Raw genomic sequence first — 14985 nt, forward strand, 5'->3', positions numbered from 1 at the left:
CTGGTGCCTTTGGGGTGGGTGGCGTAAAAATGCGCCATGTCCAATGATCCCCGATTCATTCACCTGCGTAGCCATTCCGAGTATTCCTTGCTGGAGGGCGCGCTGCGGTTGAAAAAACTGCCCGGCATGTGCCGCGATGCGGGCATGCCCGCGCTGGCGCTGACCGACACCAACAACATGTTCGCAGCACTCGAATTCTCTGTCGCGATGGCGGGCGCGGGTGTGCAGCCGATCATCGGCTGTCAGGTCGATATCGCCTATGTCGAGGTGCAGCCCGGTGAGAAACCGCGCCCGCCCGCACCGGTGGTCCTGCTGGCGCAGAGCGAATTGGGCTATGAAAACCTGATGAAGCTGAACTCTTGCCTCTACCTCGACAAGGGCGGCGCGGTGGCCGAGGTGACGCTGGCGGAGCTTGAGGCGCTGAGCGCCGATCTCATCTGCCTGACGGGTGGCCCGTTGGGGCCGGTGGGGATGCTTTTGCAAGGCGGCCAGCGCCCGGCGGCAGAGGCGCTGATGGCCCGGCTGCAGGGTGCCTTTGGCGACCGGCTTTATGTCGAGTTGCAGCGCCACCCCGAAGACGGCGGCCAGCCCGAGCCCGAGCGTCTGACCGAGCGCGGCTTTATCGAGATGGCCTATGCGATGGATATCCCGCTGGTTGCGACCAACGATGTCTATTTCCCGAAACCGGATATGTACGAGGCCCATGACGCGCTGATCTGCATCGCCGAGGGTGCCTATGTTGACCAAAGCCAGCCCCGCCGCCGCCTGACCGCGCAGCATTACTTCAAGTCGCAGGCCGAGATGGCGACGCTTTTCGCCGATCTACCCGAAGCGCTGAGCAACACTGTCGAGATCGCCAAACGCTGCGCCTTCATGGCCTACCGACGCGACCCGATCTTGCCGAAGTTCGCCGACGATGAGGTGGCCGAACTGCGCCGCATGGCCAACGAGGGGCTACAGGCGCGTCTGGCGGTGATCCCCCATGCGGTCAGCGTGGAGGACTACCAAAAGCGCCTCGATTTCGAGCTGGGCATCATCGAAGGCATGGGGTTCCCCGGCTACTTCCTGATCGTTGCCGACTTCATCCAATGGGCCAAAGACAATGACATTCCGGTGGGGCCGGGGCGGGGCTCGGGGGCGGGGTCACTCGTGGCCTATGCGCTGACCATCACCGACCTCGACCCCCTGCGCTATTCGCTCCTGTTCGAGCGTTTCCTCAACCCCGAGCGGGTCTCGATGCCCGACTTCGACATCGACTTTTGCATGGACCGCCGCGAAGAGGTGATCCGCTATGTGCAAGAGAAATATGGCCGCGACAAGGTGGGGCAGATCATCACCTTCGGTGCGCTTTTGTCCAAGGCGGCGGTGCGCGATATTGGTCGCGTGTTGCAGATGCCCTACGGGCAGGTCGACCGTCTGTCGAAGATGATCCCGGTGGAAGGGGTGAAACCCGTCTCCATCGAAAAGGCGCTGGCGGATGAGCCACGCCTGCGCGAAGAGGCCAAGAACGAAGAGGTCGTGGACCGCTTGCTGACCTATGGCCAGCAGGTCGAAGGGCTGCTCCGGAACGCCTCGACCCACGCGGCGGGTGTGGTCATCGGCGACCGGCCGCTGGACCATCTGGTGCCGCTTTACCAAGACCCGCGCTCGGACATGCCAGCGACGCAGTTCAACATGAAATGGGTCGAACAGGCCGGGCTGGTGAAATTCGACTTTCTGGGCCTGAAGACTCTCACCGTCATCCAAAACGCGCTTGATCAGATCAAAGCGGGCGGGCGGCATCTGCACCTCGCCGCGGATGGTCGCCAAATTTATGAGCCGCCAGAGGGGCACGTGGATGACGTGGCCACGATCCCGCTCGATGATAAGGCGACCTACAAGCTTTACTCCAGCGCCAAGACGGTCGCGGTCTTTCAGGTGGAATCCAGCGGCATGATGGATGCGCTCAAGCGCATGAAGCCGACCTGTATCGAAGACATCGTGGCCCTCGTGGCGCTTTACCGTCCCGGCCCGATGGAGAACATTCCGGTCTATTGCGAGGTCAAGAATGGCCAGCGCGAGTTGGAATCCGTGCACCCGTCGATCGACTACATCCTTGAAGAGACCCAAGGCATTATCGTTTACCAAGAACAGGTGATGCAGATCGCGCAGGTCATGGCGGGCTACTCGCTTGGCGGCGCGGACCTGTTGCGCCGTGCGATGGGTAAGAAAATCGCCGAGGAAATGGCCAAGGAGCGCCCCAAATTCGAAAAGGGCGCGATGGCCAATGGGGTCGATAAAAAAAAGGCGGCAGAGGTCTTCGACCTTCTGGAAAAATTCGCCAACTACGGTTTTAACAAGTCCCACGCCGCGGCCTATGCGGTGGTCAGCTACCAGACCGCTTGGCTAAAGGCGAACCATCCGGTTGAGTTCATGGCCGGGGTGATGAACTGCGATATTCACCTCACCGACAAGCTGGCGGTTTACTTCGAGGAAGTGCGCAAGCGGCTGGAACTGCCTTGGGTGCCGCCCTGCGTGAACCGCTCGGATGCGACCTTCAAAGTGGTAGACGGCGCGCTGGTCTATGCGCTTGGCGCGCTGAAAAATGTCGGGCTTGAGGCGATGCGGCTGGTGACCGAGGGGCGCAAGGTCGACGGTGTCGATAAGCCCTTTGCCACGCTCTTTGATCTCGCCCGCCGGGTGGACCTCAAGCGCGTGGGCAAGCGCCCGCTTGAGATGCTGGTGCGCTCGGGTGCCTTCGATCAGCTCGACAGCAACCGGCGGCGGGTGTTCCAATCGCTCGACGGGCTGGTGAGCTATTCGGCAGCGATCCATGAGCAGAAAGCCAGCAACCAGGTGTCGCTCTTTGGTGAGGCGGGCGACGATCTGCCCGAACCGCGCATGTTGCCCTGCGACGACTGGCAATCGGCAGAGCGGCTGGCCGAGGAATTCAAGGCCGTGGGTTTCTACCTTTCGGGCCATCCGCTTGATGACTACATGCCGCCCTTGAAACGCAAATGGGCGCGCGAGGCGGGCTTGCCCTTCCTCACGCTGGACGAATTGAACGAAAAGGTCAGCACCCGCGGCGCGATGAACGCGCGGCTGGCGGGCGTGGTCGCCGGACGGCAAGAGCGCAAGTCGGCGCGGGGCAACCGCTTTGCCTTTGCGCAGCTTTCGGACACCACAGGCGGCTACGAGGTGACGATCTTCTCTGACGTGCTGGAGGCGTCGCGCGATCATCTGGAGGTCGGCTCCAAGGTCGTCGTTACGGTCGAGGCCACGATGGAAAGCGACCAGTTGAAGCTTTTGGCACGCGGCATCGGCCCGATCGACGCGGCGGTTGCGGATGCGGGCAGCATGGGACTGCGCGTTTTCATCGACGGGCCGGGGGCCATTCAATCGGTGGCCGATGTGCTTGATGGCGCGCGTCAAGCGGTCAAAGCGGCGGGGAAGGGGCCGGTGCAGTTCTGCCTGATAAACCCAAGCCTGCCCGGCGAGGTCGAGGTTGATCTGGGGCGCGAGTTCCCGGTGACACCGCAGATCAAGGGCGCGATCCGTTCGCTTGATGGGGTGATGGAGGTCGAGGAAATCTGATCTCGCCCCTCGCGCAGATCCGCCCTTTTTCCGCCCGTCAGTGGACGGCAAGCAGTGGCTGCGCTAACTGCCTGACAAGCAACGGGGAGCAGAGCATGAAACGACGCATCGGCCTTTTGATCATGGCAGCGCTTCCCTCGGCCTGCGGCATGGCGCCCTCCGCGCCGGCGCCTCAGGTTGCCGAGATCGGCTTTGGCACCGCCCTGCCTTTTGGGGAGGTCGCCCGCGTCTGTGATGTGCGAGAGCAAGATTTGGGCAAGATGGTCGAAGAACCTGCGGCGCGGGGCTATCGGCTGTTCGATTCGCAACCCGGCAGCGCGGGGGCGCGCAGTTTCTACATCACCGGTTTTGCGGATGACTGCGCGCGCCAGTTGACGGCGGCCAATGTCTTGTTCGGCACGCCCTCGGTCTATGAGCAGTTGCACTATGGCCCGGGAGGGGAAAACCTGCCCATCGCCGAGACCGACGCGGCCTATGAGGCGATCAAGGCCAGTGTCTGTGGTGTGGGCAAGGGCAAACCCTGCGGCAAGCCGATTGGCACGCTCGACAAAACGGCGTTTTTCGTCAACGCCTATGAGCGTTTGGGCCAGACCGCACGTTGGTCTGAGGTGTTGGTGCATGACGGGGCGGTGGCCGCCGTGGCAATGAAATCAGCGGATTGAGCGGGTTGCGGGCATAGACCGGGGCTGCCGCTTAGTAATGCGGGGGCCGTTCATCGCCCATGACGACAGCGCCGCCGCCCGAAGCATCCCGTTCCCCCTCGCGCTGCATCAACATATGCACGCGGCGGTTCAGGGTCACGATCTCATCCTCCTGACGGGTGACGATCTCTGACATATCGTCGACCGCGCGGGTCAGATGGGCGATCTGCTCTTCGAGACGGCTGATATGGTCTGCCGTTTGGTCTGGGGTCTGTTCTGTCATGACGCGCATCCTTTTTGCGCGCTCTAGCACGGTCGCGCGGCGCGGGACAGGGGCGCGATGCCGCGTTGCTTGCTCTTGCGGGGGGCTTGGGCTAGACGCGAGGCCAATTGATGCACCGAGGATCCTTGCCATGGCAAAGCCCAAGAAAACCCCCCGTCCCAAGGCGCAAACTCCCAAGGGGTTCCGCGATTATTTCGGGACCGAGGTGACCCATCGGGCCGAGATGCTCAGCAAGATCGCCGCCGTCTATCACCGCTATGGTTTTGACGCGCTGGAAAGCTCGGGCGTGGAGACGGTTGAGGCGCTTGGCAAATTCCTCCCCGATGTGGACCGCCCGAACGAAGGCGTTTTCGCGTGGCAGGAAGATTCCGAAGGCGACAAGCCCGGCGATTGGCTGGCGCTGCGCTATGATCTGACAGCGCCCTTGGCGCGGGTCTATGCCCAGCACCGCAACGATCTGCCGATGCCGTACCGCCGCTATGCGATGGGGCCGGTCTGGCGCAATGAAAAGCCAGGGCCGGGGCGGTTTCGTCAGTTTTATCAGTGCGATGCGGATACCGTAGGCGCGCCATCAGTTGCGGCGGATGCCGAGATTTGCGCGATGCTGGCCGATTGTCTGGAAGAGGTCGGGATCGCGCGCGGCGACTATGTGGTGCGGGTGAACAACCGCAAGGTGCTGAATGGGGTGCTGGAAGTTGCGGGCCTTGCCGGTGACGACAAAGATACCGAGCGTGGCATCGTGCTGCGCGCCATCGACAAGTTGGACCGCCTCGGCCCAGAGGGCGTGCGCGCCTTGCTGGGCGAGGGCCGCAAGGACGACAGCGGCGATTTCACCAAGGGTGCCGGGTTGGAAGACGCGCAGGCCGATGTGGTCATGTGGTTCATGCAGGCCAAGCGTGACAGCGGGGCCGAGACTGTGGCGCGGCTGCGCGAGTTGGTCGCGGGCTCCGATGTCGGTGTGCAGGGTGTGGATGAGCTTGAGTTGATCTCTGACCTGCTGGCCGCGGGTGGCTATGGCCCTGACCGGGTTGAGATTGATCCGTCGGTGGTGCGCGGCCTTGGCTACTACACAGGGCCGGTGTTCGAGGCCGAGCTTACCTTTGAGATCAAAGACGAAAAGGGCCGCGCGCGGAACTTCGGCTCGGTCGCGGGCGGTGGGCGCTATGATGATCTGGTCAAGCGGTTTACAGGGCAGGAAGTGCCTGCCACGGGCGTCTCCATCGGCGTTGACCGGCTGCTGGCCGCGCTGGCCGCGAAGGGGCGATTGGAAACCGAGGCCACTGGCCCCGTCGTCGTCACCGTGATGGACCGCGACCGCATGGCCGATTATCAGGCGATGGTCGCCGAGTTGCGGCAGGCGGGCATCCGGGCAGAGGTATATCTGGGCAACCCCAAGAACTTCGGCAACCAGATGAAATACGCCGACAAGCGTCAGAGCCCGGTTGTGGTCATCGAAGGCGGTGACGAGAAAGACCGCGGCGTGGTGCAGATCAAGGACATGGTGCTGGGCGCGCAACTGGCGCAAGAGGCGAGCCACGATGAGTGGAAAGAGCGCCCGAACCAATATGAAGTGCCCCGCGCCGATCTGATCAAGGCGGTCCGCGATATTCTGGATCGGACAAGCTGATGCCGACACGTTCCGAAACGCTGGCGCGGGCGGCGTCGCTACGCGCGATTTTCGACGCGCAGGGCGCTGTGCTCGTCGAGCCGCCGATCCTGCAACCGGCCGACACGCTGCTGGACCTCTACGGCGAGGACATCCGCGCGCGCGCCTACGTCACCTCGGACGCGCTGCGGGGCGAGCAGATGCTGCGCCCCGATTTCACCGTGCCCGTGGTGCAGATGCATATGGCCCATGGGGCCGAGCCCGCGCGCTATACCTATTCCGGCGAGGTTTTCCGCCGTCAGGAACACGACCCAAACCGCGCCAATGAATACATTCAGGTGGGTTTCGAGGTTTTCGACCGCGCCGACCCGGCGGCGGCAGATGCCGAGGTTTTCGCCCTGATCGCCGAGGCGATGCAGGGGCTGCCGGTGCGCCCGGTGACGGGGGATATCGGTGTGCTGATGGCGGCGGTGCAGGGGCTTGATACCTCGCCCGCGCGTAAACAGGCATTGATGCGTCACATCTGGCGCCCGCGCCGCTTTCGCGCGCTGCTGGACCGCTACGCGGGGCGCACCCCTGTGCCTGCCGGACGCAAAGCGTTGCTGGCCAAGGCAGAGGCCGAGATTTCGGCACCCATGGTCGGACTGCGCTCACAGGCAGAGATCGAAGCCCGCGTGGCAGCGCTGCGCGAGGACGCCAAGACCGCGCCGATTTCCGCGCAGCAAGTCGATCTGTTTGAGGCGCTGTTGGAGGTCAAAGAAACCCTGCCGAACGCGCTGAGCCGCCTGCGCGATCTGGCTGTCGATATGCCCGCCATCGGCGATGCCGTGGCCCGCGTTGCGGCCCGTGCCGATGCGATGCGCGCCCGTGGGATCGACACCGATGCGCTGCTCTTCGAGGCCAGCCATGGGCGGTCTTCGATGGAATATTACGACGGTTTCGTTTTTGCTTTCCGGGCGGCCTCGCGGCCCGATCTGCCCAGCATCGCCAGCGGCGGGCGCTATGACGCGCTGACCCGGCGGTTGGGGCAGGGCGATGAAATTCCGGCGGTGGGCGGTGTGATGCGCCCCGGCCTGATGCTGGAACTGGAGGCCGGGCAATGACGTTGAAACTTGGTGTGCCGTCCAAGGGGCGGCTGATGGAAAAGACCTTTGAATGGTTCGGCGCGCGCGGCGTGAGCTTGCAGCGCACCGGGTCCGACCGCGAATATGCGGGCAAGGTCGAGGGCATCGAAGATGTCTCTCTGGTGCTGCTCTCAGCCGGAGAAATCCCGCGCGAACTGTCGGCGGGGCGGATCCACCTTGGCGTGACCGGCACCGATCTGGTGCAAGAGAAGCTGGCGCTTTGGGATCAACTGGTCGAGCCGCTGGAGGAATTGAACTTTGGCCATGCCGACCTGATCATCGCGGTGCCGCAGGCTTGGGTCGATGTCGATACGCTGGATGATCTGGATGCCGCCGCGGCGGCCTTCCGCGCTGAACATGGCTTCCGCCTGCGCATTGCCACGAAATACCACCGGTTGGTGCGGGAATTCCTGCGCACCCACGGTGTGGCGGATTACGCGCTGGTCGACAGCCAAGGCGCGACCGAGGGCACGGTGCTGAATGAAACCGCCGAGGCGATTGCCGATATCACCTCCAGCGGAGAGACGCTGCGCGCCAATCACCTCAAGATCCTCAGCGACGGTTTGATCCTGCAATCGCAGGCCACACTCTGGCGGTCGCGCATGGCGCCCCTAGAGGATCACAGCCGCAAAGCGCTGAAAACCCTGATCGCGCAACTGACCTGACGTAGCGTCACAGCCACGGGTTTTTCCCTTCCCTTCCATATGATTGCACCTCCCGAGCCTCTCTGGCTCGGGCGCCTGTCGCCCTGCGACCTATCAAGAGACTTGCGGGATAGCGCGCTTCGGATAGGGTGAAAGGGTCAACAGGCCGATACCACAAGCTCCGCCAAAAGGGGCAGGGATCGGGACATAGGGAGGATCCGTCGATGATCGGATGTCACGCGCCCCTTGCGAGGGGCCGCAGCCGTCGCCGCATGGGAGTGGGCGATTGCTGAAGATTGAGGATTTGCATCTGTCCTTTGGCGGCATCAAGGCGCTGCAGGGGGTGAATTTCGAAGCCGGGGCCGGAGAGATCACCGGTGTCATTGGCCCCAACGGCGCGGGCAAGACCTCGCTTTTCAATGCGATATCAGGGTTTTACAAGCCCGACCGGGGGCGTGTGTCCTTTGACGGGCAGGATATCACGACGCTCAGCCCCGACAGGCGCGCAGGGCTGGGGCTGGCGCGGACCTTCCAGAACATCGCGCTGTTTCGCGGCATGACCGTGCTCGACAACATCAAGCTCGGCGGTCACACGCGGCTCAATACCAACGTCTGGCAAGCGCTGCGCTATTTCGGCGCGGCGCAGAAGGCCGAGTTGGAGCTGCGCCGCGAGATCGAAGAGCAGGTGATCGATTTCCTTGAGATCGACCACATCCGCAAATACCCGATTACCATGCTGCCTTATGGTCTGCAAAAGCGGGTCGAACTGGGCCGGGCGCTGGCGATGCGCCCGCGCGTGCTGCTGCTGGATGAGCCGGTGGCGGGCATGAACCGGGAAGAGACCGCCGACATGGCGCGGTTCATCCTCGACGTGCAGGAGCAGTTCGGCACCACGATCCTGCTGGTGGAACACGACATGCACATGGTGATGGACATCTGCAGCCGCATTGTCGTGCTGAACTTTGGCCAACAGATCGCCAGCGGCACGCCCGAGGAGGTCTCGAACAACCCGGCAGTTATCGAAGCCTATCTGGGGGCCGCGGCATGACGCCGATTTCCTTTGAAGAAATCGCGCCGGAATTTTTGAAAAATTCCGAGGGTAAGGAAAGGGAGGCGCTTTGATGGGGCAGTTCGTGCAATTCGCGATCAACGGGCTGATGGCCGGAGCGATCTACGCGCTGATCGCCGTGGGGATCGTCAGCGTTTACAAGGCGACCAAGGTGGTGAACTTCGCCCATGGTTACCTGATCATGTTCGGGGCCTATTTCTATTTCACCTTCGCCGTGATCGTCCCGGGCCAGCCTTGGGCGCCGGCTTGGCTCGCCTCTTGGCAGCCGGGCTGGATGGTCGAAATGCGGGGCGAACTGCCGATGTTTTCGCCCGTGGCGGCGGTGCTTGATTGGGTGGCGAACCTGCCGCGCATCCTGTTGGGGCTGGCGGGGGCGCTGGTCTGCAACGCCATTCTGGGCCGGATCATCGAGCGGGTGTTGATGCGCCCGCTGATGGGGCAATCTATTTTTGCGATGATCATGGTCACGGTTGGCCTGATCTCGATCCTGTCGGGCGCGGCGCAGTTGATCTGGACGGCGGATGCGGCAAGCGTGCCCTATATCGCGCCCAACATGCCGATCCGGTTCGAGTTGTTCGGCACGATGATCTTCCTCTTTGGCACTGATCTGGTGAACATGGTCGTGGCCCTGCTGCTTTTCGGTGGCATCGTCGCCTTCGTGAAGTTCACCAAGGGCGGCATCGCCATCCGCGCCACCGCCGAGGACCAGTCGACCGCCTATTCCATGGGTATTTCGGTGCCCAAGGTCTTCTCCCGCGCTTGGGTGCTGGCCAGCACCACCGGCGCCATCGCGGGGGCGATCCTCGCCACCCGCAACGGCATTTCGCCGAGCCTCGGGCTTTTTGGTTTTTCGGTGCTGGCGATCGTGCTGATGGGCGGGCTCGACAGCTATGTCGGCGTGCTGATCGCGGCGATGGTCGTGGGCGTGCTTGAGGCGATGACCCAGTGGCAGATGGGCGGCGGCTGGGCCGAGATCGTGCCCTACGTCACCGTGCTGGTGGTGCTGATCTGGCGCCCGCACGGCCTGATGGGGCAGAAAGAGGTCGAGCGGATATGATCAACGCAAATCTCAAATCCAGCTATGCCGCCGATGAGCGGGTGCTGAACAACCGCTACAAACAGGCCTTCGTTTACGGGTCGATCCTTGCGCTGGCGCTTTTCACCCTGTTCGGCAATGACTACCTGATCCTGATTGCCAGCCAGATGGGCATCCTGCTGATCGCCGTGGTGGGGATCAACATCCTGACCGGCTATACCGGGCTGGTCTCGCTGGGCCATGGCGCCTTCGTGGCCATCGGTGCCTATGCGGTGACCATCTTCGGTAACCTCGGCGCCGGGGTGATCCCGGCAGGGTTGATGCCCTTCGTCTCGGTGCCCTTGGCCGTGGCGCTGGCGGCGGCGGTGGGCGTGTTGGTCGGCCTGCCGAGCCTGCGGGTCAAGGGGCTCTACCTCGCCGTGGCGACGCTGGCGGCGAATTTCATCGTGATCTTTTTGATCGAAGAAGACCTCTTTGCCCCTTGGACTGGCGGCATGGTGGGGATCAACACCAATGTGCCCAATCTGCTGGGCTGGGAGCTGGATACCAAACGCGAGATGTTCGGTCTGATTGCGGCGGTGGGGTTGGTGTCGCTGCTGGCGGCGCAGAACTTGATCCGCACCCGCGTGGGTCGTGCCTTCATCGCCATTCGCGACCGCGACTATTCCGCCGAGATCCTCGGCATCTCACTCTTGCGCTACAAGTTGATGAGCTTTGCCCTCTCGGCCGCGTACTGTGGTCTGGCGGGGGCGCTTTTCGCCTATTTCTACGCCCGCATCCTGCCCGAGCAGTTCGAACTGGCGCTGTCGCTGAACCTTGTGGCGGCGCTGATCATCGGTGGCATGGGGCGCACGATGGGGCCGGTTTTCGGGGTCATCATCGTGGTGATGGTGCCCGAACTTATCAAAGTGCTCTTTGGCGCGCTTGCGGGTGACAGCGCCGGCGCGGGGCAATTGCGCGCGCCCTTGCAGCAGATCGCCTTCGGCGTGCTGCTGGTGTTGTTCCTGCTCAAGGAACCCTTGGGCATCAACCAGATCGTCGACCGTATCCTGCGCGCCGCAAACCGTTGGCCGTTTGCGCGCGGGTAAGAATTCACAAGGCCACATCAGGGAGAAGACCAGATGACCATGAACCGCCGATCCTTCCTCGCCACCACCGCCGCCGCGACGGCGGCCATGGGCACGCCGATGATCCTGCGCGCCCAGCCCAAGGAGTATGTGCTCGGCGCCTCGCTGCCGCTCACCGGGCCCTTTGCCACCGCCGGTCAGTTGGTCGCGCCTGCCTTTGCCATGGCCGCGAAGCTTTTCAACGACGAGGGTGGGGTGGCCGGGGTGCCCATTCGCTTCGTCACCGAGGATTCGGGCTATGTGCCGCAGAATGCGCTCAACAACTACCAGCGGGCGCTGGCCTCTGAAGGCAAGAACATGATCGGCTATTTCGCCGACAGCACCGGCGCGATGAAGCTGATCGCGCCCGAGTTGAAGGGCGAGAACGCCCGGATTATGGGCTCGACCTCTTTCGCCTCGGAACTGGCCGACCCTGCGACGCATCCCTACCAGTATCTCTCGGGTCCGACCTACCAAAGCCAGTTCGACATCCTGTTGCAGAACATCAAGAACGAGGGCGGGCAGAAGGTCGCCTTCATCTTCTCCAACACTGAGTTTGGCCGCGATCCGATCGAACACGGGCGCAAGACCGCCGAGGAATTGGGCCTTGAAGTCGTGCTGGAGGAAAGCACCAAGGCCGAAGGCGCCGATATCCCCACGCACGTCACCAAACTGGCGCAGTCCGGCGCGGATCACTGCATCCTTCAGGGCTATGTCACTGGCGTCTGGCCGCAGCTTATTGGCGGCGCGCGGCAGTTTGGTCTGCCAGTCAAATTCAAGGGCACCTTCTGGGGCATGGAGAAGCTGATTGCCGACCGCATCACCGCCGAGGCGGGGCCGTTCCTTGCGGGCTATGAGGGCGTCATGCCTTACCGCTATTTCTATGACCGCGAAGAGGCGCCGCGCTATCAGCAGTACGCCGAACTCAGCAAGCAAATGTTCGCGGGCACGCCGTTGGAGAACTACATGTCGACATGGGCGATCCAGACCATGTGCGGGCTGGAGATCGCCATGAAGGCCTTCCGCGACACCGCCGAGGCCGGGCTGGAGCTGACACCCGACAACATCGCCGAGAAGCTGGCGGGGATCTCGGACTGGGATTCGGGCGGCTTCTTTGGTGGGCCGGTGAGCATGGAAAACAACGCCATCGGGACGGGCCGGGTCTATGGCTACAACCCCGAGGACGGGTTGTTCACGCCGAAATCCGATTGGTTCACCGTTTGATAAACGCGGGGCGTCCGGCGGGCGCCCCACACCCTAGAAAAAGGACGCGCCCGTGCTGACCATCGAGAACATCGAAGTGACCTACCACCATACGGTGCAGGCGCTGCGCGGGCTGTCGCTGGAAGTGCCCGACGGCAAGATCGTCACGCTTCTGGGCACCAATGGTGCGGGCAAGACCACCACGTTGAAGGCGGCGAGCAACCTGCTGGCGCTGGAGAACGGTGAGGTCGGCGAGGGTCGGATCAGCTTCAAAGGTCAGTCGATCATGACGATCCAGCCCGACCGTCTGGTGCAGCAGGGGCTGTTCCACGTGCGCGAGGGGCGGCGGATCTTTAGCGAGATGACGGTGGAGGACAACCTGATTGCCGCCTCCTACGCGCTGGACCGGCGGCAGGCGAAGCCGGACTATGACAAGGTCTATGCCTTTTTCCCACGGCTGAAAGAACGGCGCCGCCAGATTGCGGGCTACCTTTCGGGCGGGGAGCAGCAGATGCTGGCCTTTGGCCGGGCGATGATCGCGCGGCCTGAGTTGATCTTGATGGACGAGCCCTCGCTGGGCCTCGCGCCCAAGGTGGTGGCCGAGATTTTCGACACGATCAAGCGGCTGAACCAAGAGGACGGCACCGCGATCCTGCTGGTGGAGCAGAACGCCGGGGTGGCCTTTTCGGTCGCCGACTACGGCTACATCATGGAGAGCGGCCAGATCGTCATGGAAGGCGATGTGGCCAAGCTGCGCGGCGACAAGGACATCCAGTCCTTCTACCTCGGCATGGGCGAGGAGGGCGGCGCGCGGCAGTCCTTCCGCGATGTGAAACATTACAAGCGCCGCAAACGCTGGCTCAGCTAGGGAGGTCCGCCATGGCATTTGACGAGTTCAAGGGCGACTTCGCGCCGCTGGTCCGCATGGTGCACCACCATGCCAAGAACCGCCCCACGGGCGTGGCGATGCGGCAAAAGGAATTCGGCATCTGGAACGAGATCACCTGGGAGGGGCTGCAAGAGATCATGCAGGCCACCGCCGCAGGGCTGGTCGATCTGGGGCTGAACGCTGGCGATCATGTCGGCATCCTCAGCGAGAACCGCAGCGAATGGGTGCAGGCGCAGTTCGGCATCAATGCGGCGGCGGGGGTCGTGGTGGGCATGTATCCCACCAGCCCGGCGGCGGAGCTGGAGCATCTGGTAAATGCCTCGGATACCACGGTGCTGTTCATCGAAGATCAGGAGCAGCTGGACAAGATCAAGGAACTGGGCGACCGGGTGCCGCAGCTGCGGCAGTTGGTGATTTTCAACCCCAAGGGCACGCGGGGCGAAGATCTGCTGGGACTGATCAGTTTCGACGACTTGCTTGAGCGGGGCCGGGCGCGGCTTTCGGGTCTCGCCGACGATCTGCGCGCGCGGCAGGCGGGGATCGAGCCCGACGACACGGCGATGATGGTCTTCACCTCCGGCTCCACCGGGCTGCCTAAGGCGGCTGAGATTTCCTATGGCAATATCCACGCGGGCGTCGGCGTGGCGCGTGACGTTTTCGGGGACTACCCGCCCGGGACGGATGTGCTGAGCTATCTGCCGCTGTGCCACATCGCCGAACAGGCGGTGACGGTGATCAACGGGCTGGCGCAGCAATTCGTGATGAATTTTGGCGAGAGCCTTCGGACCATCACCCTTGATCTGCGCGAAGTAGCGCCGCAGGTCTTCTTTGGCGTGCCGCGAATTTGGGAAAAGATGCAGGCGGGGGTGCTGGTGCAGGCGCAGACCGCGGGCCGGATCAAAGGGCCGATGACGCTGATGGCGCTGAAAGGCGCACAGCGGCGCGGCATGATCCGGCGCGACAAGTGGAGCGCGGGGGACCGCATGGCGCATGCCTTTTGGGATACGCTCGTCTACCGGCACATCCGCAGCTATCTGGGACTGGGGCGCACGAGTTTCGCGATCTCTGCCGCCGCGCCGATCAGCGCCGAGCTTCTGGGTTTTATGCGCGGCATCGGGGTCAATATCCGTGAGGCATGGGGCATGTCCGAAACCTCGGGCGTGGGCACGATCCAGAAATCATGGGGCCAATGCGACGGGCGCATCGGCTTTCCGGTCAGCGGCGTGCGCACCCGCATCGCCGAGGATGGCGAGGTGCTGTTCTCGGGCGGGACCATCTTCAAGGGTTATTACAAGAACCCCAAAGCCACCGCCGAGACCATTCAGGATGGCTGGCTGCACACGGGCGATGTGGGGCGCGAGGAGGCCGATGGCTCGATCACCCTGATCGACCGCAAGAAGGACATCATGATCAACGCGGCGGGCAAGAACCTTGCGCCCGCGCATATCGAGAATGTCATCAAGGCCAGCCCCTTCATCAAGGAGGTCGTGGCCGTTGCCGACAAGCGGCCCTATGTGACGGCGCTGGTGCAGATCGACATGGACACCGTGCGGCTCTGGGCCGAGGGGCAGGGGATTGCCTATACCACCTTCCGCTCGCTCGCTGAGCATCCCAAGGTGCAAGAATTGATCGACGCTGAGGTGGCCAAGCAGAACCGCGATCTGGCTCGGGTCGAGCAGGTCAAGAAGGTCTGGCTGATGCGCAAGGAGCTTGATCACGACGACGGAGAGGTGACGGCGACGATGAAGGTGCGCCGGGCCAAAATCTACGAACTCTACGGCGACCAGATCGAAGCGCTCTACGCTGCGTGA

The 14985-nt window shown here is 63.2% G+C and carries 12 protein-coding genes; 11 read left to right on the plus strand and 1 reads right to left on the minus strand.

What is annotated here, in order from left to right; translation table 11 throughout:
• Positions 1-36: 36 nt before the first annotated feature.
• Both dnaE and B5M07_RS03825 read left to right on the plus strand, forming a co-directional pair.
• Positions 37-3573 (plus strand): DNA polymerase III subunit alpha, encoded by a 3537-nt coding sequence (dnaE, locus tag B5M07_RS03820; protein ID WP_120350287.1) that lies wholly within the window; start codon positions 37-39, stop codon positions 3571-3573.
• Between the two features lie 95 nt (positions 3574-3668).
• Complete coding sequence (locus B5M07_RS03825; protein ID WP_120350288.1) at positions 3669-4235, plus strand: hypothetical protein; 567 nt, start codon at positions 3669-3671, stop codon at positions 4233-4235.
• Between the two features lie 31 nt (positions 4236-4266).
• Here the strand turns inward: B5M07_RS03825 and B5M07_RS03830 are convergent, their stop codons facing one another.
• Positions 4267-4461, minus strand: a complete 195-nt coding sequence (locus tag B5M07_RS03830; protein ID WP_120352147.1) for a SlyX family protein — start codon at positions 4459-4461, stop codon at positions 4267-4269.
• Between the two features lie 166 nt (positions 4462-4627).
• Between B5M07_RS03830 and hisS the strand changes: the two genes are divergently transcribed.
• The 9 genes from hisS (at position 4628) to B5M07_RS03875 (ending at position 14985) form a co-directional block, all read left to right on the plus strand.
• Positions 4628-6124, plus strand: a complete 1497-nt coding sequence (gene hisS, locus B5M07_RS03835; protein ID WP_120350289.1) for a histidine--tRNA ligase — start codon at positions 4628-4630, stop codon at positions 6122-6124.
• Entirely contained in the window at positions 6124-7206 is a 1083-nt protein-coding gene (locus B5M07_RS03840; RefSeq protein WP_120350290.1) for an ATP phosphoribosyltransferase regulatory subunit, read from the plus strand. Before hisS ends, B5M07_RS03840 begins: the two co-directional genes overlap by 1 nt.
• On the plus strand, positions 7203-7892 hold the full coding sequence (hisG, locus tag B5M07_RS03845) for an ATP phosphoribosyltransferase (RefSeq protein WP_067624598.1): 690 nt from the start codon (positions 7203-7205) through the stop codon (positions 7890-7892). Before B5M07_RS03840 ends, hisG begins: the two co-directional genes overlap by 4 nt.
• Positions 7893-8103: 211 nt before the next feature.
• On the plus strand, positions 8104-8919 hold the full coding sequence (locus B5M07_RS03850; RefSeq protein ID WP_067629499.1) for an ABC transporter ATP-binding protein: 816 nt from the start codon (positions 8104-8106) through the stop codon (positions 8917-8919).
• A 73-nt stretch (positions 8920-8992) separates the two neighbouring features.
• Positions 8993-9997 (plus strand): branched-chain amino acid ABC transporter permease, encoded by a 1005-nt coding sequence (locus B5M07_RS03855; RefSeq protein ID WP_067629500.1) that lies wholly within the window; start codon positions 8993-8995, stop codon positions 9995-9997.
• Positions 9994-11064, plus strand: a complete 1071-nt coding sequence (locus B5M07_RS03860; RefSeq protein WP_067938217.1) for a branched-chain amino acid ABC transporter permease — start codon at positions 9994-9996, stop codon at positions 11062-11064. The genes B5M07_RS03855 and B5M07_RS03860 overlap by 4 nt, the downstream gene beginning before the upstream one ends.
• Before the next feature lie 33 nt (positions 11065-11097).
• Positions 11098-12306, plus strand: a complete 1209-nt coding sequence (locus B5M07_RS03865; RefSeq protein ID WP_236627389.1) for an ABC transporter substrate-binding protein — start codon at positions 11098-11100, stop codon at positions 12304-12306.
• A gap of 52 nt (positions 12307-12358) precedes the next feature.
• The gene (locus B5M07_RS03870; RefSeq protein WP_067629504.1) at positions 12359-13153 is read left to right on the plus strand and encodes an ABC transporter ATP-binding protein; all 795 of its coding nucleotides are present in this window, start codon (positions 12359-12361) and stop codon (positions 13151-13153) included.
• An 11-nt stretch (positions 13154-13164) separates the two neighbouring features.
• The gene (locus tag B5M07_RS03875; protein ID WP_120350291.1) at positions 13165-14985 is read left to right on the plus strand and encodes an AMP-dependent synthetase/ligase; all 1821 of its coding nucleotides are present in this window, start codon (positions 13165-13167) and stop codon (positions 14983-14985) included.

Origin of the sequence: Sulfitobacter sp. D7 (assembly GCF_003611275.1) — a bacterium.
In the GTDB taxonomy this organism is placed as follows: Bacteria; Pseudomonadota; Alphaproteobacteria; order Rhodobacterales; family Rhodobacteraceae; genus Sulfitobacter; species Sulfitobacter profundi.